Origin of the sequence: Terrabacter sp. C0L_2, assembly GCF_036352015.1 — a bacterium.
In the GTDB taxonomy this organism is placed as follows: domain Bacteria; phylum Actinomycetota; class Actinomycetes; order Actinomycetales; family Dermatophilaceae; genus Terrabacter; species Terrabacter tumescens.
In genome coordinates, this window is record NZ_CP143557.1 from 917,752 (window position 1) to 938,812 (window position 21,061).

The following is a 21,061-nucleotide window of genomic DNA, read 5'->3' on the forward strand; positions in this document are numbered from 1 at the left end:
TCCCCCGACCCTGTGGGTCATGGCCCGTTGCCCGGTTTCGTCGACGTGGGCGACGGTCCACCACCTCCGGGCAGCGGGATGGTGATCGACGGCTGGGTCGTCGTCGGCTGGGGCTTGCCCGTCCCGTTGGTCTTCGTCGGCTGCGTGGAGGTCGTCGGCGCCTGGGTCGTCGTGGTCGGCGCCTGGGTCGTCGTGGTCGGGGCCTGGGTCGTCGTCGTGGTCGGCGGCGGCGTGAACGTCGTCGTCGGGGTGGGGATCTTGTCGTCGCCGACGCCCGCCCGGGTCGGGAAGTCCTGGACCTCCATGTTGTCGGTGACGACCTTCATGAAGTCGAGCCAGATGTTCGCCGGGATCGTCGACCCGTCGTAGAGGGACGACTCCTCCGGGCTCAGCTTGAGGTTGGTCTTGCCGTCGGCCGAGGGCTTGTACATGCCCACCGAGACGGCGAGCTGCGGGATGAACCCCGAGAACCACTTCGACCGGTTCTCCTCGGACGTGCCGGTCTTGCCGGCGACGGGACGGTTGAGCGTCCGGCCGATCTTCGTCGCGGTGCCGCCCGGCTTGACCGTGTAGGTCATCGCGTCGGTGGTGTCGGCCGTGACGTCCTTGTCGAAGGCGCGCCGCGTCTGGGGCTTGGCGTCGAAGGTGAAGTCGCCGGTCGTCGAGGTGACCTTCTTGACGAAGTACGGCTTGGACCGGACGCCCTGCGACGCGATCGTCGAGTAGGCCGAGGCCATGTCGATGACGTGGGGTGAGGCGGTGCCGAGAATGTTGGTGAGGTCCGTCCCCAGGCCGGGCGTCTTCTCCGGGATGCCGGCGTCGATCGCGGCCTGACGCGTCAGGGCCGGAGTGATCTGGGCGTTGAGGTTGACGAACGCCGTGTTGATCGAGCGCCCGATCATCCGGCGCATGTCGACCATGCCGTAGGACGTGTCCTCGTAGTTGTTGATCTTCGTGCCCTTGATGGTCTGCGGGGTGTCACCGTCGAACTTCGTCTTCGTCGAGACACCGTCGCGGACGGCGGCCAGCACACCGAAGGGCTTGAAGTTGGATCCACCCTGCATGATCGCCTGCGTCGAGGTGTTGTACTGGTCCTTCGAGTAGTCCGGACCGCCGTACATCGCCACGACGGCGCCGTCCCCGGGCTTGATGGCGACGAGGCCGCCCGTGACCTTCTTGGGCAGGTTGTCCTTCATCGCCGCGACCGCTGCGGTCTGGGCCTTCTTGTCGATCGTCGTGACGATGCGCAGGCCGCCGTTGTCGATGTCCTGCTCCGTCAGACCGGTGCCGAGCAGCTCACGCTTGACCTGGGCCGTGATGTAGCCGTTGGGGCCGGACGAGAACTTGTTGCCCTTGTAGGGCTGGATCTTCGGCAGCTCGTCGTACTTGGCCCGGTCGGCCGCGCTGAGCCAGCCCTCCGAGACCATGCCGTCGAGCACGTATGCGTAGCGCTTGGTCAGGTTGGCCTTGGCGTTGTCGCCGTTGGCCGGGTCGTAGAGCGAGGGGGCGTTGATGACCGAGGCGAGGACCGCGCCCTCGCCGACGGTGAGCTTGGAGACGTCCTTGCCGAAGTAGGCCTTGGCCGCGCTCTGGATGCCGTAGGCGCCGCGGCCGTAGTAGATGGTGTTGAGGTACTTCTCGAGGATCTCGGACTTGGAGAGCTGGCCGTCGATCTTGATGGCGATGAGGATCTCCTTGGCCTTGCGGGAGATCGTCCGGTCCTGGGTGAGGAAGTAGTTCTTGACGTACTGCTGGGTGATCGTGGAGCCACCGACCTGGGCCTCGCCGGTGACGCTCGTCTTGACGGCGCGCAGGATGCCGCCGACCGAGATGCCGTTGTTCTGGTAGAACGTGCGGTCCTCGGCGGCGATGTGCGCGTCCTGGACGAACTTCGGGACCTTCGAGAGCGCCACGGACTCGCGGTTGCCGTCCTGGACGGCGATGCGGTCGAGCTCGGTCTTGCCGTCGCTGTAGTAGACGATCGAGACCTGCTTGTTGGCCAGCTCGTTGGGCTGCGGGATCGCGGTCTGGTTGTAGGCGATGACGACGCCGATGACGCCGAGCACGAGCAGGACCGCCGCGGCGATCGAGCCCCACTTGAGCGTGCCGAGGACCCACTTCTTCCAGCCGGTGCGGCCCTCGTCGTCACCGTCGTCGAAGCTCGCGCCCCGCGTGGGCCGGCCGTTGCCGTTGCCGCCGCCGGCGCGCTGGGCACTGGCCTTGTCGGCCGCCAGCTGGGCAGCGCGGATGTCGCGCCTGCTCTGCGTCACAACCTGCTCCATTCAGTGATCAGGCCCGAGGAACCGTCCCGAGCCGCCACTCAGTATGACCTGACCGGCGCCTCGACGACGAAACGAAGGAGGCGGCTCACACCTGCGGCACAAGCACCCCACAGACTTCCTGCACACGCGGTCCGTGACATACCCCCGGGCGGGACCGGGGGGTCAAGCGGCCGGAACGAACCCCGGTTTCGGCAGGTCCGCGCCGCCACCGGGCTTCCTTCCGGCCGACCGACCCGGTGTGACGTCGTGATGTATCGCAGCGATATATCTGGGTGTACTCTGGAGCTGTGCTGTCATCCCCTCGTCCTCAGAGCCGCCGCGCCGCGCTGCTCGAGTTCGCGGTTCTCGGCCTGCTCCACGACGGCCCGCTGCACGGCTACGAGCTGCGCAAACGGCTCACCACGGCGCTCGGCATCTTCCGCGCCCTGTCCTACGGCTCGCTCTACCCGGCCCTGAAGCACCTCGTCGACTCCGGCTGGATCCACGAGACCACCGAGGTGGCCACCGCGAGCAGCAAGCGCCCGCGCATCACCTACGAGCTGACCGCGGACGGCAAGGAGCACTTCCAGGACCTCGTCGCGGCCAGCGGGCCCGACGCCTGGGACGACGACGACTTCGACGTCCGCTTCGCCTTCTTCTCCCGCACCGAGGCCCAGGTGCGCCTGCGCATCCTCGAGGGCCGCCGCTCCCGCCTCGAGGAGCGCCTCGCCAACATCCGCGACGCCTCGCAGGCCCGCCGCGAGCGCATGGACAGCTACACCCTGGCCCTCCAGCAGCACGGCGAGGAGCGCGCCGAGCGCGAGGTGCGCTGGCTCGAGGAGCTCATCGTCGCCGAACGCCGCGCGGCCCTCGACCCGGGCCCGGCGGCATACGACACCACTGACACCACCACCCAGAGCACGACCACCAACAACAAGGAGTGATCCATGGGATCCGTACGCGTCGCCATCGTCGGCGTCGGCAACTGCGCGAGCTCGCTCGTGCAGGGCGTCGAGTACTACAAGGACGCCGACCCGACCGCCGGTGTCCCCGGCCTCATGCACGTCAAGTTCGGCGACTACCACGTCTCTGACGTCGAGTTCGTCGCCGCGTTCGACGTCGACGACAAGAAGGTCGGCAAGGACCTGTCCGAGGCCATCAACGCCTCGGAGAACAACACCATCAAGATCGCCGACGTCCCCACCACGGGCGTCGAGGTCCAGCGGGGCCACACCCTCGACGGCCTCGGCAAGTACTACAAGCTGACGGTCGACGAGTCGTCCGCCGAGCCGGTCGACGTCGTGCAGGTCCTCAAGGACAAGCAGGTCGACGTCCTCGTCTCCTACCTCCCGGTGGGCTCGGAGGAGGCCGACAAGTTCTACGCGCAGTGCGCCATCGACGCGAAGGTCGCCTTCGTCAACGCCCTGCCTGTCTTCATCGCCTCCGACCCCGAGTGGGCCGCGAAGTTCGAGGCCGCCGGCGTGCCGATCATCGGCGACGACATCAAGAGCCAGGTCGGCGCGACGATCACGCACCGCGTCATGGCCAAGCTGTTCGAGGACCGCGGCGTCGTGCTCGACCGGACGTACCAGCTCAACGTCGGCGGCAACATGGACTTCAAGAACATGCTCGAGCGCGAGCGCCTCGAGTCCAAGAAGGTCTCCAAGACGCAGGCCGTCACGAGCAACCTCACCGGTCCGCTCTCGGGTCTCGTCGACAGCAAGAACGTCCACATCGGCCCGTCCGACTACGTCGCGTGGCTCGATGACCGCAAGTGGGCCTACGTGCGCCTCGAGGGTCGCGCCTTCGGTGACGTGCCGCTGAACCTCGAGTACAAGCTCGAGGTGTGGGACTCCCCCAACTCGGCCGGCATCATCATCGACGCCATCCGTGCGGCGAAGATCGCCAAGGACCGTGGCATCGGCGGCGCCCTGCTGTCCGCCTCGTCCTACCTCATGAAGTCCCCGCCGGAGCAGCGCCCGGACGACCTCGGTCGCGCCAAGCTCGAGGCCTTCATCGCGGGCACCGAGGAGCGCTGACCTTCGGTCACGTGATCCTGAATGCCGTGAGGCCCCCTTCCAGCCGGGAGGGGGCCTCACGCATGCGTGGGGTCGGTGGACCTGTCCGGCCGGAGCGGGCGGAGCGGGCGGGGTGGGTGCGGGGTGGGTGCGGGCGGGTGCGGGCGGGTGCGGGCGCGTGCGGGCGGCGGTGGGTATGGCTGCAGGGAGACCGTCGTCGGCCAGTCCAGGGCCGCCGACCCGAATTACGGAGGCTCCCATGAAGAGACTGCTCATCGTCACCGCCGGCGCCGTCGGCTTCCTGCTCGGCTCGCGGGCCGGCCGCCAGCCCTACGAGCAGTTCATGCGCACGATCGGCCAGCTCAAGGACGACCCCCGCGTGCAGGAGAAGGCGCAGCAGGGTGTCCAGCTGGTGCGCGAGCAGGCGCCGGTCGTGGCCGAGAAGGTGGCAGATGCCGCCCGGACCGCGACCGACAAGGTCACCTCGCACTCGACGAGCGATGATGCGGACGCCCGCATCGAGGAGGCCGTGCAGTACCAGAAGGAGCACGGGCCCAAGGGTCCGCTGCCCTGAGCCCCGGTCACGTCCGAGCGCAGCGCTGCACCGCTGTGTATGCCGTGAGGCCCCCTCCGAGGAGGGGGCCTCACGCGTCGTCGGGCCCTCGGCGCCTGGGTGGGGTGGACTACCGGAGGGCAGAGCCGGTCGTGGTGCCCGACGGGGCCTCGACGAGGCAGAAGACCGATCGGTCACCGCGCCAAGTGTCCGCGTCGGGGTAGATGAACGACGGGTCCAGGTCGGCGTGGGCACGGTCGTTGACCAGCGGGTCCATCTTGTCGGTGCAGCCCTTCTCGGCGGCGTCGGTGACCTTGCCCTCCCCGGGGTAGGGCCCGTCCGGCAGGTCGAAGATCGCGACCACCTGACTCTCGTGCGGCGACGAGCAGGGGATGGCGGTGACGAGGTCGATCTGGTCGGTGCGGCCGCCCGAGAAGCAGTCCCCGGCCCGGAGCTTGTCGACGAAGACCTTCGACTGGCCGGCGACCTGTCCGGACGCCGAGCGCACCGGCTCTTCATCGACCCCGGTGACCACGGCGACGATGAAGAAGGCCCAGGCGAGCGTGCCGAGGACGCCGAGGACGATGCCCGTGACGGTCATGCCCCGACCGCGCTGGAAGCCGCTGCGCAGCTGGTTGAGGGCGACGATGCCGAGCACGACTGCGACCACGCCGACGAGCGGCAGGAACGCACCGATCCCGCAGCACAGGGCGGCCACCGCCAAGCCGTTGCGACCGACCGGTCCCGCCGGCATCCACGGCAGTCCCGGCTGGCCGGGCTGGCCGGGCTGGCCGGGCTGACCGGTGAACCCCGGCTGGCCGGTCAACCCCGGCTGACCCGGGAAGCCCGGGTGGTCAGGGTGACCCGGCTGGACGGCATACGGCGGCGGCACCGCGTCGGTGGACCGCGGGTTCGGCACGGGGTGCGGCGCGCCACTCGGGGGCGGGAGGTCGATCGTCACGCGATGGAGCATGGCACGCAGAACGCCCGGGAAGGGCAGAACGGGACCCTCGCGGCCGGATCGTGACGCACCACCGCACACCGGTCAGAAGTGGAGGACGGGAGCGGAAGGGCCCCTGCCTCGGTCAGCCGGCGGACGGCATACGCGAAGGGGCCTCGCTGCGCTCCGCGGAGCCGGCGTCGCCACCCGTCGAGTCGCCCTCGCCGCGGTGGCGGCGGACCTGCCACACCACGAGCGCCGCGACGACGACGAGCCCGACGGCGACGGCGGCGCCGCGACCGAGCCACGTCTCGACGCGGGCGTAGGACTGGCCGGCGAGGTAGCCCGCCGTGACGACGACGCTCCCCCACGCGATGGCCCCAGCCGCGTTCCAGGCGAGGAAGGTCGGGTAGTGCATCTTCGACATGCCGGCCAGCGCCGGCATGACGGCTCGCAGGAACGCGGTCCACCGGCCGAGGAAGACCGCGGCCCCACCGCGACGACCGAGGAAGCCCTGCGCGCGGTCGATGCGGTCGCGGTGCCGGTCGAAGGCCCGCAGCTGCACGACCCGGCCGCCGAGGTGGCGGCCGACCTCGAAGCCGACGCTGTCACCGACGATGGCGGCCACCACGACGACGACGAGCACCGCCGCGAGCGGCACGTGACCGAGCGAGGCGGCCACGCCGCCGAGGATCGCGACGGTCTCGCCGGGGACGACGAAGCCGACGAAGATCGCGTCCTCCACGAAGACGACGCCGCCCACGACGAGGAGCACGAGCCAGACCGGTGCATGCAGCACCTGGGTCGTGATGGTGTCGAGCAGGGCGGTCACGTCGGCTCCTCAGGACGGCGAAGGGCCTCCCAGTCTTCGTCGCCAGGCTGGACGTTGGCTGAATGCGTGTCACAACATTTGGACACCCATAACGCGATGCACGGTCTTGTGGTGAGAATGAAGCAGACGGGGCGCGCCGGGCGCCCGACCGCGAGAGGACCACCCATGGCAACACCGCGACTGGGCGAGATCGCCCCCGACTTCGAGGCCACGACCACCGAGGGCCCGATCCGCTTCCACGACTGGAAGGACGCCAGCTGGGCGGTCCTCTTCAGCCACCCCGCTGACTTCACCCCCGTCTGCACGACCGAGCTCGGCCGCGTCGCCGCCCTCGAGGACGAGTGGGCCCGCCGCGACGTCAAGGTGCTCGCCGTGTCGGTCGACCCGATCGAGCAGCACGAGGAGTGGAAGGGCGACATCGAGGAGGTCGGCGGCGCCCCGGTCAGCTACCCGATCATCGCCGACGACTCCCGCCAGGTCTCCGAGCTCTACGACATGATCCACCCCGGAGAGGGCGACACGTCGGGCGTCCGCTCGGTCTTCGTCATCGACCCGTCCAACAAGGTCCGGCTCTCGCTGACCTACCCCAAGAGCGTCGGTCGCAACTTCGACGAGATCCTGCGCGCCGTCGACGCCCTGCAGCTCACCGACCGCGGCCCGTTCTCGACGCCCGCCGACTGGCGCGAGGGCGAGAAGGTCATCGTCGCCCCGACCGTCTCGACCGCCGACGCGCGCGAGCGCTTCGGCGATGACGCCGTCGACGAGGTCAAGCCCTACCTGCGCTTCACCAACGCCCCCGCCTGAACGGTCCGACCCGAAGGTCTGACGCATCGGTCTGACGCAGCACGGAGCCCGCACCTCGACGAGGTGCGGGCTCCGTTGTCGTGCTCAAGCGTGCTCGTGACGACCGGCTCAGGCGCCGAGGAGGCGCCGGAGCTCGGCGAGGAACGCGTCGACGTCAGCCTCGGTCGTGTCCCACGAGCACATCCAGCGCACCTCGCCGGTGGCCGGGTCCCAGTCGTAGAAGCGGAACTTCTCGCGCAGCGCGTTGGCCACGTCGCGGTCGAGCACCGCGAAGACGGCGTTGGCCTCGACGGGGCGCTGGACCGTCACACCGTCGAGCGGCTCGACGCCGGCGGCCAGCCGGGCGGCCATCGCGTTGGCGTGCGTCGCTGACCGCAGCCACAGGTCGCTGCCGTAGAGCGCGACGAGCTGCGCCGACACGAAGCGCATCTTCGACGCGAGCTGCATCGAGAGCTTGCGCACGTGGATGAGGCCCAGGGACGGGTCGGCGGCGAGCTCGGGGTTCACGACGACGACCGCCTCGGCGGCCATGGCGCCGTTCTTCGTGCCGCCCAGGCTGACGACGTCGACGCCGGCCTCGCCGGTGAAGGCGGACAGGTCGGTGCCGAGGGTGGCCGCGGCGTTGGAGATGCGGGCGCCGTCGAGGTGCACGCGCATGCCGAGCGAGTGGGCGTGGTCGGCGATCGCCTTGACCTCGGCGGGCGTGTAGCAGGTGCCGAGCTCGGTGGTCTGGGTGATCGAGACGACGAGCGGCTGCGCGCGGTGCTCGTCGCCGAACCCCCAGGCCTGCCGGTCGACGAGCTCGGGGGTCAGCTTGCCGTCGGGCGTCGGGACGGTGAGCAGCTTGATGCTGCCCATCCGCTCGGGCGCGCCGCCCTCGTCGGTGTTGATGTGCGCCGTCTCGGCGCAGACGACGGCGCCCCAGCGCGGGAGCAGTGCCTGCAGCGCCACGACGTTGGCACCCGTGCCGTTGAAGACCGGCCACGTGACGGCGCCGGCGCCGACGTGCCCGGCGACGACCTCCTGCAGCTTCGCCGTGTAGGCGTCCTCGCCGTAGGAGATCTCGTGGCCGCCGTTGGCGTCGGCGATGGCGGCAAGCACCTCGGGGTGCAGGCCGGCGTAGTTGTCGGACGCGAAGCCGCGGCGGTCGGGGTCGTGCAGGGTCGTCACGGGATCCTCACTCGGGTCGTGCGGAGCTGGCGGTGCGGTGCTGGTCGTGCGGTGCCGGTCGTGCGGAGCTGGCGGGTCCCGGCGGCCCACCCGGACCGACTACAGCTCGACGCGCGTGCCGTTGAGAGCCGAGGCGTCGCCGTCGAGCAGCTCGGTGAGCCACTCGGCGATCCTCGCCGGGCTGGTCGCCGTGCGACCGCTCCCGATCCACTTCACCACACCGACGACCGCAGCCGAACCGGGGGTCGCGTCCTCGGACCCGAAGGAGTCCGCGAGCGCCGCAAGCCACGTCTCGGCCGCTGCCTTCGCGCTGGCGTATGCCGCGTTGCCGGCCGTGGGTGCCTGCGCCGCCGCCGCGCTGACGATCGCCACCCGCCCGCGGCCCGAGGCGAGCAGGGCGTCGTGCAGCGAGAGGGTCGTGTGCCGCAGCGTGTCGACAAGGTTGCCCGAGAGCCAGCGCCAGTCGTCGTCGGTCGACGAGGTGAAGTGCTTGCCGCCGCGCCAGCCACCGACGAGGTGGAAGAGCGCGTCGACGTGGCCGTGCCCGGCGATGACCTCGCGGGCGAGCGCCTGCACGGCGTCGCCGTCGAGCAGGTCGCAGACACGGGTCTCGAGGTGGGTGTCGAGGCGGTCGTCGCCGGCGCCCGCGAGCTCGTCCCGAAGAGCCGCGAGGGTCGCCTCGTCCCGGCCGACGGCGACGACGCGCTCACCGTTGGCGAGCAGGGCCGCGCAGGTGGCACGGCCCGTCGCCCCGGTCGCCCCGGTGACGACGACGACGCGCGCGCCGTCAGCCGAGGCGTCGGCCGGGCCGGTTCCCGAGGCCGTCACGCGCTGGCCCCGGTGATGCCGGACGTCGACTCGATGACGCCCTTCATCTTCTTGGACAGGGCTTCGTAGAACATCGACAGCGGGAACTCGTCGGGCAGGACCGCGTCGGTCAGGCCCTTGGGCGGCCCGTCGAGCGGCAGGGCGTCGAGGTCGCCCTCGCGGTGACGCGCCCACGCCGAGAGCGGGTGCGGCGTCAGCACCGACGCGACGAGGTCGTAGGCCGCGAGCCAGTGCGCGGTCTTGGGCCGGTCGATGGAGCGCCAGTAGAGGTCCTCGACCATCCGGCCGAGCTCGAGCACCGGCTCGGCCACGCGCTCCCACTCGATGGTGAGGCGGTTGTCGGTCCAGTGCAGCACGCCCTTCTGGTGCAGCCAGGCGAAGAGCAGCTGGCCACCGAGGCCGTCGTAGTTGCGCGTGCGGTCACCGGTGATCGCGAAGCGGAAGATGCGGTCGAAGAGGACGGCATACTGCACCGACCGGGCGTACGGGTGGCCCTCGCCCTCGAGCTTGACCGCCTCACGGAAGGCCGTGAGGTCACAGCGCAGCTCCTCGAGCGAGTAGAGGAAGTACGGCATCCGCTGCTTGATCATGAACGGGTCGAACGGCAGGTCGCCGTGCATGTGGGTGCGGTCGTGGATGAGGTCCCACATGACGAAGGCGCGCTCGGCGAGCTCCTGGTCCGCGATGAGACGGGCGGCGTCCGGCGGCAGCGACAGGCGCGTCACGGCCGAGGCCTCCGACACGACCCGACGGAAGCGCGCGGCCTCGCGGTCGGCGAAGATGCCGCCCCAGGTGAACGTCGGGATCTCGCGCATCGCGACGGTCTCGGGGAAGAGCACCGCGGAGTTGGTGTGGTAGCCCGCGGTGAAGTCGAGGAAGCGGATCGGCAGGAAGAGCTTGTTGGAGTAGTCGCCACCCTCGAGCTCGGCGACGAAGTCGGGCCAGATGACCTCGAGCAGCACGGCCTCGACCTGGCGGTTCGGGTTGCCGTTCTGGGTGTACATCGGGAAGACGACGAGGTGGAGCTGCCCGTCGACGCGGTGCTGCGCCGGCGCGAAGGCCACGAGCGAGTCGTAGAAGTCGGGCACGCCGAAGCCGCCGTCGGCCCAGCGGCCGAAGTCCTTGACGAGGGCCTCGAGGTAGTCGGCGTCGTGCGACAGCTGCGGCGCGAGGGCCTCGATGCCGGCCGTGAGCCGTCCGACGTGGCGGGCCGCGGCCTCGTGGTCGCCGGCCTCGGGCACGGAGCCGTCGGCCGCCTGCAGCAGGCGCAGGTCGCTGACCGCGGACTTGAGGCCGAGCCAGGCCTCGGAGGTGACGAGCGGGTGCGTGGTGGCGTCGTCGGCGCGGCGCACGGGGCGCGGCGCGACGAAGCAGACGGCGTTGTGCACGAGCTCCGCGAGGGACTGCTCACCGGCGGGCGTGCCGGCCTCGGGAGTCACGGCGAGCACGACGAGCCGGCCACTCTCGGGGGTGGCTGCCATCGCCGCCACGGTGGCCGGGCCCGCGGCGAGCAGTGCGCGGGCCGGAGCCTGGACGCTCAGCGAGCCGGTGGCGCCCAGGACGCCGAGGTCGACGCGGGCGAGCAGGTCCTCGCCGATCTCGGTGTCGCGCTCGACGCGAACGGCGGGACGCAGGGCCCCCGTGGGCAGCTCTCCGGCGTCACCGGCCGGAGCGATGCCGGCCAGCTCGGCACTCGGGGCGCCCAGGACGACGACGCCGCGGCCGGCGGTCAGGGCCTCACGCACCTGCACGGCCGTGGTCGGGTCAGCGGCAGCAGCGGCGTCCACGACGAGGACGTCGGCTGCGTCGGCGGGGGTGGGCACAGCGCCGCGACGGGTCAGCGCGTCGGCCAGACCGGGTCGGTCGGGGGTGACGGCCACGAGGGGAAACAGGCTCACGAGGGGCCTCCTGTCCGGAGATACTTCGGCGTTGGTGCCTTGCTGATGAAGAATCTACGGGCTCCTGACGCGCCGACGCCAATTCGTCTCGCCCATGCGTGACGTCGCCCACAGTCCGGCAGGGGTGGGGCGCCCTCGTGCGCCGGGGCACACGAAAGGGTGGCCGCTCCTCCCCTGTCGGGAGCGACCACCCTCCGCGCCTTGCGGATGCCGCGGAGCCTCGGACCGATCCGGGCTCACGCAGCAGCCGGGCTCACTTGGACGACGTCTGCTTCTGCGTCTCGGCGTTGGTCTTGCACTTCTTGCCCATGGCGTCGAGCTTGTCGCCCGCGGCCGACACGACCTGGCGCTGGCCGTGCCAGTCGCTCTGGAAGCGGTCGGCGTCCGTGCCGCCCCAGTTGCTCTTGATCGTGGAGACGGCGCCGTTGACGGCCTCGACGATGCCGTCGAGCTCGCCCTTGTAGCCGACGAGCTTGTCACCGGACGCGGACACCGCGTCGGCGTTCATGCCCTTCTTGTAAACAGCCATGTCAGTTCCCCTTCAGAAGTGAAGCGTGTGTAGGTCGATGTGTGAGCTGAGGTCGATCAGTACTGCGACGAGGTGCTGCGCTGCTGCTGGACCTCGTGGTCGATCGTCGACTTCATCTCGGTGAGCAGCTTCTGGGCCTTCTGGAGCTCGGGACGGTGCGTGCCGGTCCACTCCTGCTCGAACTGCTTGGAGTCGTCACCCTGCCAGTTCTGCTTCAGGGACTCGACCTCCTGGTCGACCTTCGTGATGAGCTTCTGGATGGCCTCCGCCTGCTGCTGCAGGACGTTGCCCTGGGCGTTGACCTCATCGTCGTTCATACCGAGCCAAGCCATGACCTTCTCCTTTGCCTGTGTTCCCCCGACTGATTCGGGAAGTTCTCTTCCGGACCAACCGTTCAGGCCCGCGCCTTGCGAAACTTCTCGACGTCCGCACCCTTCGTCCGAAGAGCGGCTTTCGTCGACATGCAGAAACCTATGTCAGCCCTCGGGGGGTGTCGATGGGGAGCACTCCCCATGACCTCCCCACCCTTGCGGGCACCGCTGGCGTATGCCGCGTGCACCCTCGGGATCCCTTGTCTCCCAACGCTTTTCGCGTGCTCTCAGACGTCACGGCAGGGCCACCTGGACGAGCTCGAACTTGCCTTTCTCGATGAGGAAGCCACGGCCCGGGGGGAGCTCTGCGCGGTTGAGCGCGGGAAGGTTGGCCTTGAAGACCGAGAGCCCCTCGTTGCCGTCCGGGTGCAGGGCCAGCCCCGAGCGCGAGGTCTTGAGCAGCGCCTGCAGCCCGAAGTTGCTGCTGAAGAAGGCGGCCTCGCCCTCGGCGACGACGAGCTGGTCGTTGTCGACGCAGGCCTTGGCCAGCGTGGTCAGGGCGTTCTCGGCCCCGGACGGGGCGAGGTCGTCGATACGCTCGACGAAGACCGCGATCGGCCTCGTGACGCGCCCCTCCTCGATCTCGGCCGCGAGCCGGCTCGCCAGGTCCGACGTGGGGCCGCTGCCGACGGCGGTCTCGGCCCAGATGCCGAGGTCGAGCAGCTCGGAGCTGCGTCGCGGCGTCATGAGGTAGAGCGCCGAGGCCGAGCTGAACCGGAAGAGGCCGGCTGCCGTGGCGGCGACCGCCGTCGTCCGGCCGGACCCCGACGGGCCGGTGATGATGAACGTGCCCTTCGGGTCGAAGCCGTGCGGCTCGAGGCTCGAGGAGGCGACGCCGACGACGGGACGGCCGCGGAACTCCGACGGGAGGTCGCCGAGGGGGATGACCTCGGCGAGGCTCTCGATCGGCGGTGCCTGGCTGACGCCGGCCTTGCGCGTCGCGTCGGCGAAGGCCTCGATGGCGGCGGCCTGGACCGTGACGTCGGACGAGCCGCCGAGCACCGCGACCTGCACCTCGGACCCGGACATCAGGCCACGTCCGGGGGGCGAGGCCATCGTCAGGACGTCGCCGGGGACGCCGAAGACGGAGTAGTCGTCGACGTTGCTCATGCGCAGGATGATCCGGCCCTGGACGGCGGCCGCGAGGTTGGTCGGCAGGCCGGTGCGCTGGTCGGAGGCGATGATGAAGTGGACCCCGACGGGACGGCCGTCGGCGGCGAGACCGGCGAGCGCGTCGAGCCACTGGAAGCGGCCGCCCACCTCGTAGGCCTGGCGGAAGGCCGTCATGTTGTCGATGAGCACGATGATGCGCGGTTCGTCGGGGTGGCCGGCGAGGCGGCGGTAGTCGGTGATCGTCGCGGCACTGACGGCCGAGTAGCGCGAGGCGCGCTCGTCGATCGTGGCCCGCAGGGTGCGGATGAGCCGGACGACGCGCTCGTGGTCACCGCCGGGGATGATCGAGCCGACGTGCGGCAGGGCCTCGAGCATCGCGAGACCGCGGTTGCCGAAGTCGAGGCCGTAGACGTGGCAGGGCCCGCCGCGCACCGTGTAGCCGGCCGCGACCGCCATCGAGCGGAGGAAGACGGACTTGCCCGAGCCGGACGTGCCGTAGATCGCGATGTTGCCCTCCTTGTCGGGGCGGAAGGCGATCTCCGGCTGGGCCTGGTTGTCGGGGTCGTCGGCGATGCCGAAGACGAGCTCGTCGTCGCGGCGCTGCGTCGGCAGGGTCGCGAGGTCGTAGACCGCGCGCATGTCGGGCAGCCACGGCTTGCGCGGCTTGGGCAGCTCGGCCACGCGCGCCGCGCGTCCCAGCGTCGACACGAGGCGCTGGATGTCGGTCGGGCCGAGGTCGGCGGAGTCGTCGGCGCCCTCGACGCGCGGGGGCTCCCACTCGGTGCCGCGCCCGAAGGTGAGCGTCTCGACCTTCATGTCGGGAGGCGGCGGGACGTCGGAGGTCCACCCACCGGCATACCCCGTCTGGAAGGGCACGAGCCGGCCGGGACCTGTCTTGGAGACGGCACGACCGGGGAGGGCGGGGTCGAAGAACGCGGCCTCCTTGGAGCCGAGGACGTCCTCGGAGTCGTTCTCGTCGGCCATGCGCAGCGCCATGCGGAGGTTGGTGTTGGCGCGGAGGTTGTCCTTGATGACACCGGCGGGACGCTGCGTCGCGAGGATGAGGTGCAGCCCGAGGGACCGTCCGCGCTGGGCGACGTTGACGACGCCGTCGACGAACTCCGGCACCTCCTGCACGAGCGCGGCGAACTCGTCGACGACGAGGATGAGCGAGGGCGGGGCCTCCACCTCGCCGCGACGCTCGAGCTCGAGCAGGTCCTTGGCCTTGTGCCGCGCGAGCAGGTGCTCGCGGTAGTGCAGCTCGGCCGCGAGCGAGGCGAGCGCCCGGCGCACGAGGTGGGGCGAGAGGTCGGTGACGAGGCCGACGGTGTGCGGCAGCTTGACGCAGTCGCGGAAGGCCGAGCCACCCTTGTAGTCGACGAGCAGGAAGGTGACGCGCTGCGGTGAGTGGGCCGCGGCCATGCCGAGGATCCAGGCCTGGAGCAGCTCGGACTTGCCGGCGCCGGTCGTGCCGCCGACGAGCGCGTGCGGGCCGTCGCTGCGGATGTCGACCGAGAAGGTGCCCTGGCTCGACTGGCCGACGATGGCGCGCAGGTTGCCGGGCTTGCGCGGCAGGACCGCCGGCGCGTACGGACCGGTGAGGATGGAGCGCGACTCGCCCCACTTCTCGATGACCGCCTGCTCGGAGCTCGCGAGGTCGGTGCCGGCGAGCGTGAGCAGCGAGACGGCGCGGGGCAGGTCGCTGGCGTCGTCGACGGGCACACCTGCGTCGACGACGGGCGCGAGCTGGCGGGCGCAGGCCATCGCCTCGTCGTAGGAGATGGCGTCGACGGCGACGGGCTGCACCTCCTCGCCGGCGTGGACGTAGCCGGCGAGCGAGCTCTGGTCGTCGGCCACCACGAGGAAGGTCTGGCACGCGGCCGGGAGCAGCTGCTGCGTCTCGGCGACCCAGAGGACGACGATGCCGTGCCGGTGGCCGCGCTCGGCGATCGCGACGAGGCGGCTGCGGTCGATGGGGGCGTCGCTCTCGACGAGCACGAGGACGGTGGGCCGCTCGGCGACGGCCTGCTCCTGCTCCTTGCCGGTGCCCTTGGCCTCGACGATGTCCTCGAGCGCGTCCGCGAGCGCCGAGCACCCGGGGGCGCTGGCGGCGAGGTGGTCGACCCCGATCGGGCTGTGCGGCGAGGTGGTGTGCGGGAGCCACTTGAGGAAGTCCCAGTCGCGGGCGGAGCTGCCCGAGGCGAACGAGCAGACGGCGAGCTCGGCCGGCGAGTGCAGCGACGCGGTCTGGAGCACGAACGAGCGGGCCGCGCCCAGGGCGGCGGCACGCTGGCCGGCGATGCCGACGGCGCCGTCGGTCAGCGGCGTGGCGACGACGGGTACGTCGTGGACGACCTCGAGACCGCTCAGCTCCTCGGAGACCGCGAGCCAGGCCTCGGCCTTGGAGCGGCCGACGGCCGGCATCTTGATCGCGGAGCGGGACGGGCGGGTACCGAGGCCGAGCCTGAGCTCGCCGTAGCCGTGGCCGTCGCGGCGGCGGGTCCAGAGCAGGGCGCTGCGGTCGCGGACGGCGGTGAGGCAGTCGACGCCGCTCGGGTGCTCGCCGCGCCGGGTCCGCCCCTCGACTTCGAGCGACCCGCGGATGCGCTGCGAGAGCAGCTCGAGGTCCTCGCGGAAGTCCTGCATCGCCTGCGCGAACTCCTTCTTCTGCTGGCGACGGGCCTCGTAGTACGTGCCGGCCATCATCATCGGCATCATCAGCATGAAGATGATCGAGAAGGCGCTGCGGGTGATGAGGTACATGACGATGCCCATGAGCAACGGCACGATCATCGCGACGAGCGGCATCGGGTTGAGCTTGGCGCGCTCGGGCAGGTCGGGGACCTGGAACTCCTGGCCCGAGAAGAGCGGCGCCACCCGCGGCGAGCGCGAGAAGGCGACCGTGCCCGCGTCACCCGAGAGGACGCCGCTGCCGGGTCGGCTGACGACGCCGTCGCCCTGCAGGTGCACCTCGAGCTCGCTGTCGCCGACGCGCACGACGTCGCCGCTCTTGAGGTGCGCGCGCGTGACCTGCTGCCCGCCGGCGGTGATGCCGTTGGCCGAGCCGAGGTCGACGACCTCGACGACCTCCTGGATGACGAGCTTGGCGTGCTTGCGCGAGACGGACTCGTCGGACAGCTGCACCTCGCAGCCGCGTCCACGGCCGACGTATGCCGTGCCGCGGGCGAGCGGGAACTCGCGCCCCGCGTCGGGTCCCGAGCGGATGTAGGCGACGGCCGCGGGTCGACCGCGGTCGACGAAGCCCTCGCCGGCGCGCGTCGTCGAGACCCGCATGCCGGACTGGAGCCCGCTCTCGGCGACCGTGGCGCGCGGGTCGAGGCCCCGCATGTCCTGGTCGACGAGGGCGAGCGTCATCGGTGCGTCGACGCCGAGCACGCTCGAGCGGTGCGGGTCGGCCGCGGCGAGGTAGGCGGCGAGGTCCCCGACCGTGGTGGCGGAGTCCGTCGTCGCGACGAGGTCGGTCTCACGGTCACCGGACCGGAGGACGAACTTCAGCTTCACGCGTCACCCTTCTTGCCGGCACCCGTGGAGCTGCTGCGGCCTGCGCCGGCACGCCGGCTCGCCCTCGTGTCACCCGGCGCGGACGTGCCGACGCCGGCCTTGCTGGTGGCGCCCCGCCCCCGACGGGCCGGCTCCGCCTTGCCCTGGCGGCGGGACGTGCGCGCCAGCGCCGGCCCGAGCCCCGACCCGGTGGGCAGGTGGTCGCGGAAGGTGCGCAGCGACACGTCGCCACGCAGCTTCTGCCAGAACGACTGCTCGCCCCGGATCCGCTTGCGGGCGGTCTCGACGTCGGCCCAGAAGGCGTCGACCTCCTCCGCCGTCGGCTCGTCGACGTCGAAGACGTGCCCGTTGGCGGCGGCCGCGACCGGCACGAGCGCCAGACCCGGCCTCGCAGCTGTCGTGACACCCGGGCCAGGTCGAGTGAGCACTTCGCCCCGGTCGGCCGGAAGGGGCTCGGTGTCGCTGTCGGGGGCGAACTGCCCACTCGATGTGCTGCGAACCGACGGATCCAGGGCCGGCCTCGGCGCTCCCATGATCTGGCCGTCGACGACGACGCTGGGCTTCGGCGGCGGCGGACCGTCGACGTGCAGCTCGAGCGCACGCGCCTGCTCGATGCGGGTCCCCTTGGCGGGCACGGGCATCCGCAGGTCGCGCGCGGTGTCGATGATCTCGCGCCAGCCACCCGTGACCCGCGTGGCCATGCCACCGGTCGTGCGCCGGCGCCGGCGACGCAGCCACTTGGCTCCGCGGATCGCGCCGTAGACGACGAGCAGGACGGCGAGCGGTACGAGCACGTAGAAGAGGAGCCAGCGCAGCCAGTCCGGCCAGTTGTCGGGGTTGAGGGGGTTGTCGTCCTTCGGCGGGTTGCGCAGCTGGGTCGCATTCTGCGCCTGGTCCGGGCCCTGCAGCACGCTCGGCGGGTTGTTGGCCGCCGGCGGCGGCACCTGGGCCCCGGTCTTCTTCTCCTCCGACTTGCGGATCAGCTGCTGCGGCTTCTTGTTGCGGTCCGGGACGAACTGCGTGGCGAGGATCGGCATCCACGAGTCGTCGGCGAGCTTGACCTCGACCCACGCGCGGACGTCCTTGCCCTTGACGACGCCACCGGCCTCGGGGACGGCACCGAGGACGACGCGCGCCGGGACGCCGAGCCGGTTGGCGACGAGCGCGTAGGCCGCGGCGTACTGCTCGTCGTTGCCGGCCAGCTGCGTCGACTTCATGAACTGGCTCATCCGCAGCAGGCTGTGGCCCGGCAGGAAGACGTTCTGGTAGTCGCCGGGCGTGCCGCCGTCGGTGTAGGCGCCGTCCTGGAGGGCCTTGGCCACGGCCGCGACCTTCTCCCACTGCCCGTCGACGCGGTCGGTCCACGGCGTCACCTTGTCGTCGAGGAACGACAGCGCCGACACGTCGACCGTCGAGCCGTCGGCGACGTCGAGCGTCTTCGGCAGCTCCTTCGGGGGGTCCTGGACGTAGGCCGTCACGGTGTACTGGTCGCCCGTGGCGAGCTTCTCGGGGAGCACGCCGGTGTTGGTGTCGACGTTGAAGCGCAGGTCGTCGGAGAGCTGGTCGCTGCGGCTGCCGCCGAAGTCGAGTCCGGTGACCGTGCCGAAGGTCGGGAGCCACACGTCGCTGTAGCCGCCCGCGGGGACCGACACGGTGGCCGTGACCTCCCGGCCCGGACCCTCGGCGGCGATGTGGGTGCCGACCTTGCGGAAGCTCGTGCCCTGGGGGTCGGGGCCGTCGCCGAGGTTGGCGAAGTTGCCCGCGCCCCAGACGAACCCGTCGTAGGAGTCGAGCGCTGCGAACCGCAGCGGCACGTTCGCCGGCAGGCCCTTGACGGTGAGGAGCGTCTTGTCGAACTGCTTCGCGCTGTTGGGCTCGGTGTACTGGCGGAAGCCGGCGAGCGGCGAGGCGTAGCGGCTGACGTCGAACGGCGGCACGAGCGAGGGACGCAGGACCGTGCGGCTCTGGTCGGCGCCCGGCAGCATCGGCCCGACGAAGAAGCCGCCGACGGTCGCGACGGCGAGCAGGCCAGCGGTCGTGACCGCGCGGGTGGTGCGGCCGGCACCGTTCTGCAGGGCCGGCCGGTTGCGGTTGCTGCGCAGCGCGGTCCAGCCGATGGCCACGAGCGCGAACACCGCGCCCTGGACGAGGACGGCCGCCGGCGTCTGCGTGCCGAGCACGATCGAGGCGACGAGCAGCGCGACCGGCGAGACGAGAGCGAGCACCGCGCCGGGCCAGCGCCGGGCCACGCCGTACGTGAGCGCCGCCCCGACGAGACCGAAGAGGAACGGCAGCGCCATGTACGGGCCCTCGGAGTCGACCGGCGGCAGCGCCGTCAGCAGCTCCTTCCAGCCCGGTACCGCCATGTGCACGAGAGTCGAGAAGGTCGAGCCCGAGGGCAGGAACCCCGCGATGAGGTCCTCGCGCACGGCGATGGGACCGCAGAGGAGCAGGTAGGCGGCCGCCGCGCCGAGCAGAGTCACGACGCCGAGGGCGCGGAAGGCGGCGCCGACGTGGCTGACGAGCAGGCCGACGAGCAGACCCGCCAGACCCACCCACAGCCAGCCGAGGCCGAAGAACGTCGTGCGGAAACCGACGAGGGCGATCCCGACGAGCACGACGGTGAAGCCGGCGTCGACGAGCTGCGGCACCGTCGGGCGCAGCTTGGCCAGCTGGGTGCCGAGGCGTTCGCGTGCGCTCGGGGGCTGCACGAGCGCGCTCGGCGGCGGGGCGGAGATACCGGTCTGGCTCATCGTGCGACTCCGGTGAACAGGAGGGGACGGAGGTCCTCGAGGGCGCTCAGGGTGAGGATCGTCAGGCCACCGCCGCGGCGCAGGCCGTGGTCGGCGAGCGGGTCGACGACGATGATGACGCGCGTCACCTCGGGCGGGAACTGTCCAGCCGCGCGCTGCAGCTCGATGAACGGGCGGTGCGGGCCGGTGACGAAGAAGACGGTCGAGGTGTCGGGGGCGAGGTCGGTGGCGTCGAGGCTCACCGCGAAGAGGTCGACCGGTCCCGGGTCGACGCGCGACATCGCGTCGAGCCCGACCTGCGGCACCGCGCGGCTCACCTTCTGGTCGCCGCAGACCATGGTGCAGTCCTGCTCGTCGAGCATGACGCGGACCATGATCGAGGAGCCGACCGAGATCGCCGTCTCGACGTCGGCCTGGATGGCCGTCGGGGCGTTGGCCGCCATGACGTCGCGCTCGACGTCGCGGTCGGTCCGGCCGGTCTTGCCGTGGCCCGAGCGGTACTGCTCCGGGTCGGGGTCGACGATGACCGTCACGTGCGAGCGCCGCGTGTCGAGGAACTGGCGCACGAGCAGGCGGCCGGCCTTGGCCGAGCTGCGCCAGTGGATGTAGCGGCGGTCGTCGCCCGGCTGGTACTCGCGCAGCGCGTGGAAGGCGAGGTCGCTCATCGAGACGTCCTCGGTCGTGCTCCCCTCGAGGTCGCGCAGCAGGCCCGCGCCGAGCGACTCGAGGGCGACGGTGCGCGGGTGGACGAAGAGCTCGGTGCGCTCGGTCCACGTCAGCTGGCGACGCATGAGGCCCAGCGGGTCGCCCTGGACCGTCGTCGCCGGGCCGACCTGGATGACGCCTCGGCGCGAGGTAGGGACGACGAAGAGCTCCTCGTGCGCGTTGCCCGGGGTCAGCGCCGGCAGGACGAACCGCGCCGCCGACAGGCCGACGGGCAGCTCGACGAGGATCGGCAGCATCGGGGTGCGCGCCTCGTTGGTCACGAGGATCCGACCCGTCGCGGGCTCGCCGACGACGACACGACGCGGGTCGACCTCGGCGAGGATGCGGACCTTGGTGCGGCCGAGGGCGAGCACGAAGCAGACGAGGAAGAGCACGAGGGCGGCCGCGGCCACCATGAGCAGCTCGGTCCAGCCCCAGCGCGCGCCGATGACCCAGCAGACGACACCGAGAGCGAGGATCGTCCAGCCGAGCGGCGAGATCCAGCGCAGGATCCCGGCGACCGGGCGCCACACGCCCTCGGTCTGGCCCGCCACCTGCTCGACCCTGCGGGTGATGGGCTGGGTGATCTGGCGGATGCCGCGGCTCGTCGTGCCGCTGACGGCCCACGCACGCCCACCGGTCGCGCCGGTGGGTGCCTCCGCCACGGGCGCGACGGCGCCGGCCGACGCGCCCTTGCGTGACGGCATACGGAAGCGGCCGCCGCGACGCGACGGTCCGGCCCCCTGGTCCTGCTGGGTCATGCG

At 71.3% G+C, this 21,061-nt stretch carries 15 protein-coding genes; 4 read left to right on the forward strand and 11 right to left on the reverse strand.

The features are described from left to right. Positions 1–17 precede the first annotated feature (17 nt). Positions 18–2,270, reverse strand: a complete 2,253-nt coding sequence (locus U5C87_RS04345; RefSeq protein WP_330475419.1) for a transglycosylase domain-containing protein — start codon at positions 2,268–2,270, stop codon at positions 18–20. Between the two features lie 299 nt (positions 2,271–2,569). Here U5C87_RS04345 and U5C87_RS04350 point away from each other — a divergent pair, with 299 nt between their 5' ends. The 3 genes from U5C87_RS04350 (at position 2,570) to U5C87_RS04360 (ending at position 4,853) form a co-directional block, all read left to right on the forward strand. Next, positions 2,570–3,205 (forward strand): PadR family transcriptional regulator, encoded by a 636-nt coding sequence (locus U5C87_RS04350; RefSeq protein WP_330475420.1) that lies wholly within the window; start codon positions 2,570–2,572, stop codon positions 3,203–3,205. Between the two features lie 3 nt (positions 3,206–3,208). Further along, complete coding sequence (locus U5C87_RS04355; protein WP_330475421.1) at positions 3,209–4,300, forward strand: inositol-3-phosphate synthase; 1,092 nt, start codon at positions 3,209–3,211, stop codon at positions 4,298–4,300. 238 nt (positions 4,301–4,538) lie between these two features. Continuing rightward, a complete protein-coding gene (locus U5C87_RS04360) occupies positions 4,539–4,853 on the forward strand; it encodes a hypothetical protein (protein WP_052358505.1) in 315 nt (104 codons plus the stop codon). A 109-nt stretch (positions 4,854–4,962) separates the two neighbouring features. Here the strand turns inward: U5C87_RS04360 and U5C87_RS04365 are convergent, their stop codons facing one another. Beyond that, positions 4,963–5,793 carry a DUF4190 domain-containing protein gene (locus U5C87_RS04365; protein ID WP_330475422.1) on the reverse strand — a complete coding sequence of 277 codons (831 nt, stop codon included), beginning with the start codon at positions 5,791–5,793 and terminating at the stop codon, positions 4,963–4,965. Positions 5,794–5,917: 124 nt separating this feature from the next. Further along, positions 5,918–6,604: a DedA family protein gene (locus tag U5C87_RS04370; RefSeq protein ID WP_330475423.1), complete on the reverse strand. Its 687-nt coding sequence runs from the start codon at positions 6,602–6,604 to the stop codon at positions 5,918–5,920. A gap of 165 nt (positions 6,605–6,769) precedes the next feature. On the opposite strand from U5C87_RS04370, the gene U5C87_RS04375 reads away from it, so the two are divergent. Next, entirely contained in the window at positions 6,770–7,408 is a 639-nt protein-coding gene (locus tag U5C87_RS04375) for a peroxiredoxin (RefSeq protein WP_030197729.1), read from the forward strand. A 108-nt stretch (positions 7,409–7,516) separates the two neighbouring features. Here U5C87_RS04375 and U5C87_RS04380 read toward each other — a convergent pair whose 3' ends face one another. The 8 genes from U5C87_RS04380 to U5C87_RS04415 form a co-directional block, all read right to left on the reverse strand. Beyond that, on the reverse strand, positions 7,517–8,578 hold the full coding sequence (locus U5C87_RS04380) for a threonine aldolase family protein (protein ID WP_330475424.1): 1,062 nt from the start codon (positions 8,576–8,578) through the stop codon (positions 7,517–7,519). Between the two features lie 99 nt (positions 8,579–8,677). After that, positions 8,678–9,406 (reverse strand): SDR family NAD(P)-dependent oxidoreductase, encoded by a 729-nt coding sequence (locus U5C87_RS04385; protein WP_330475425.1) that lies wholly within the window; start codon positions 9,404–9,406, stop codon positions 8,678–8,680. Then, on the reverse strand, positions 9,403–10,758 hold the full coding sequence (locus U5C87_RS04390) for a DUF6421 family protein (protein WP_330476656.1): 1,356 nt from the start codon (positions 10,756–10,758) through the stop codon (positions 9,403–9,405). The genes U5C87_RS04385 and U5C87_RS04390 overlap by 4 nt, the downstream gene beginning before the upstream one ends. A gap of 799 nt (positions 10,759–11,557) precedes the next feature. Next, complete coding sequence (locus tag U5C87_RS04395) at positions 11,558–11,833, reverse strand: WXG100 family type VII secretion target (protein ID WP_330475426.1); 276 nt, start codon at positions 11,831–11,833, stop codon at positions 11,558–11,560. A 56-nt stretch (positions 11,834–11,889) separates the two neighbouring features. Beyond that, positions 11,890–12,165 (reverse strand): WXG100 family type VII secretion target, encoded by a 276-nt coding sequence (locus U5C87_RS04400; protein WP_081633740.1) that lies wholly within the window; start codon positions 12,163–12,165, stop codon positions 11,890–11,892. Between the two features lie 273 nt (positions 12,166–12,438). Beyond that, positions 12,439–16,839: an FtsK/SpoIIIE domain-containing protein gene (locus tag U5C87_RS04405; protein WP_330475427.1), complete on the reverse strand. Its 4,401-nt coding sequence runs from the start codon at positions 16,837–16,839 to the stop codon at positions 12,439–12,441. After that, the gene (locus tag U5C87_RS04410; protein ID WP_330475428.1) at positions 16,836–19,592 is read right to left on the reverse strand and encodes a DUF3488 and transglutaminase-like domain-containing protein; all 2,757 of its coding nucleotides are present in this window, start codon (positions 19,590–19,592) and stop codon (positions 16,836–16,838) included. The genes U5C87_RS04405 and U5C87_RS04410 overlap by 4 nt, the downstream gene beginning before the upstream one ends. After that, positions 19,589–21,058, reverse strand: a complete 1,470-nt coding sequence (locus U5C87_RS04415; protein WP_330475429.1) for a DUF58 domain-containing protein — start codon at positions 21,056–21,058, stop codon at positions 19,589–19,591. The genes U5C87_RS04410 and U5C87_RS04415 overlap by 4 nt, the downstream gene beginning before the upstream one ends. Between the last annotated feature and the right edge of the window lie 3 nt (positions 21,059–21,061).